Source organism: Ensifer sp. (assembly GCF_035999135.1).
Taxonomy (GTDB): domain Bacteria; phylum Pseudomonadota; class Alphaproteobacteria; order Rhizobiales; family Rhizobiaceae; genus Ensifer.
Genome location: NZ_DASYGZ010000004.1, coordinates 1 through 2,470 on the forward strand (window position 1 = coordinate 1; position 2,470 = coordinate 2,470).

Here is a 2,470-nt window from a genome sequence, read left to right on the forward strand (position 1 = left end):
CATGGAATCCCTCCACCTCGTCGAGCGTCTGCACCGCCGTCTGCTCGACGTCATCAAGGACGAGTTCGACCGCGAAGGTCGCAGCGACGTCAACGCCGTCCAGGCCCTGTTGCTCTTCAACATCGGCAACTCGGAACTGACAGCCGGCGAACTTCGCTCCCGCGGCTACTACCTCGGCTCGAACGTTTCCTACAACGTCAAGAAGCTCGTCGACCTCGGTCTGATCAACCACCAGCGCTCGCGTGTCGACCGTCGTTCGGTCCGCATCAGCCTGACGGAAGACGGCCAGGACATCGCCGAAACCGTCGCCAAGCTTTACGAACGCCATATCGGCTCGATCCAGAAGGTCGGCGGCATCGGTTCGGACGAGTTCACCCAGATGAACAAGCTCCTGCAGCGCCTCGACCGCTTCTGGAACGACTCGATCATGTACCGCCTCTGATCCAGGCAAAACCTCCAGTTCAAGGGTCGGGCGCAATCCCTGCGTGTCCGACCTTTGCCGTTTGCGGCAATTGCGCCTGTTGCGCAAAAACAGCACGGATCAAGGCCTCGATCCTCGATGCAGGGACTGCATTCGAGGTAATAACATTAGAAAAACAGAATGTTGCACCGATGCTCGTCACCCGCTTCCGGCGTGAAAGGCCGCAAAGCAAAAGGCGTGCCATTTCACGTGCGCAGGGCGCCCAGACACGAATTGGCCATATTGCTGTGACAGCGACGACGACATGCGGTAGGTGCGGCCACGTGTGTTGACAGGCGTGGATTCGTTTTGCGTTCAGCCTGCCGAATGAGGGCCCTCACTCGCGGTATCGTGAATTCATGTGAGGGCAGGGTGGCTCGTTGGTTGACCTTTGTTAACCACGATCGTGTTAGGGCTGCGGCAACGTGCGTGCCAGCGCATGGGCGCGTGCCAACGCATTGGGATGGTAGGATTATGTCGAAAAAGAATGGAATTGATGCATTCTCGCGCCGCGCCTTTCTGCGCTCGGCCGCGACCTTCGGCGCGGTGGCAGTCGCCGGCGCCGCAAGTGCTCAGGACGCCCTGAACGAGATCATCAATTCGCCGCGCCGTGGCTCCTGGGACGACCAGTACGACGCCAAGGCATCGCGCACCGCAACGACGGTCGTTTCGAATACGCCGGTCTTCGGTCCCGAAACGATCGCCCATGTGCAGCAGGCGATCTTCGACTACCAGAACATCGTTTCCCAGGGCGGCTGGCCGTCGGTCCAGACGAGCGTCAAGCTCGAACTCGGCGTCACCGACCCCTCTGTGCAGCAGCTTCGCCAGCGCCTGATGGTTTCGGGCGACCTGCCGCGTTCGGCCGGTATTTCGTCGTCCTTCGATAGCTACGTCGAAGGAGCGGTCAAGCGCTTCCAGGCCCGCCACGGCCTGCCTGCCGACGGCGTCATCGGCGAATATACGCTGAAGGCGATCAACGTCGACGCCAATACCCGCCTCGGCCAGCTCCAGACCAACCTCGTTCGCCTGCAGTCGATGTCGGGCGAACTCGGCCGCCGCTACGTCATGGTCAACATTCCGGCCGCCTACATCGAGGCGGTGGAGAACGGCCGCGTGGCGCTGCGCCACACCGCGATCGTCGGCAAGATCGATCGTCAGTCGCCGATCCTCAATTCGAAGATCTACGAGGTCATCCTCAACCCCTACTGGACCGCGCCGCGTTCGATCATCCAGAAGGATATCATGCCGCTGATGCGCAAGGACCCGACGTACCTGGCGCGCAACTCGATCCGCCTGTTCGACGGCAGCGGCGGCGAAGTGTCGCCGGAAACCGTCGACTGGAACGCCGAAAAGGCACCGAACCTGATGTTCCGCCAGGACCCGGGCAAGATCAACGCGATGTCCTCGACGAAGATCAACTTCCACAACGAACACCAGGTCTATATGCACGACACGCCGCAGCAGGGCCTGTTCAACAAGCTGATGCGGTTCGAATCGTCCGGCTGCGTGCGCGTGCAGAACGTGCGCGACCTTTCGACCTGGCTGCTCAAGGAAACCCCCGGCTGGTCGCGCCAGCAGATCGAGGCAACGATCAAGACCGGCGTCAACACGCCGATCACGCTCGCCGAGGAAGTGCCGGTCTTTTTCACCTACATCACCGCCTGGTCCGCCAAGGATGGCGTGGTGCAGTTCCGCGACGACATCTACCAGCGCGACGGCGCCACCGAACTGGCGCTTCAGACCCCCTATGGTGTCGAGCAGTCGGCAGGCTCGGTCGACCAGGACGCGTTGCCGCAATAAGCGAATTTGCGACACGGAATTCTTCAAGCCGCGCTTCCCCTGGGAGCGCGGCTTTTTCGTGGGCTCAGCCCCGCGATATTTCGGCGCGGCAGATGGGGGAAATGACGCAAACCGCACAGCGGATATTGCTCTCGCCGTGCGAGGAAGCTAAAGAACTGCCACCCTTGAGAGGAGCCTCGCGCCAATGCCTGCACAGACCAATGACGCCTT

At 61.4% G+C, this 2,470-nt stretch carries 2 protein-coding genes; both read left to right on the forward strand.

What is annotated here, in order from left to right:
* Window positions 1-442 (forward strand): transcriptional regulator LdtR (ldtR, locus tag VGO12_RS00060; protein WP_327510712.1); only part of this gene is annotated, 442 nt, incomplete at its 5' end.
* Between the two features lie 492 nt (window positions 443-934).
* Window positions 935-2,260, forward strand: a complete 1,326-nt coding sequence (locus tag VGO12_RS00065) for a murein L,D-transpeptidase (RefSeq protein ID WP_327510713.1) — start codon at window positions 935-937, stop codon at window positions 2,258-2,260.
* Window positions 2,261-2,470 lie beyond the last annotated feature (210 nt).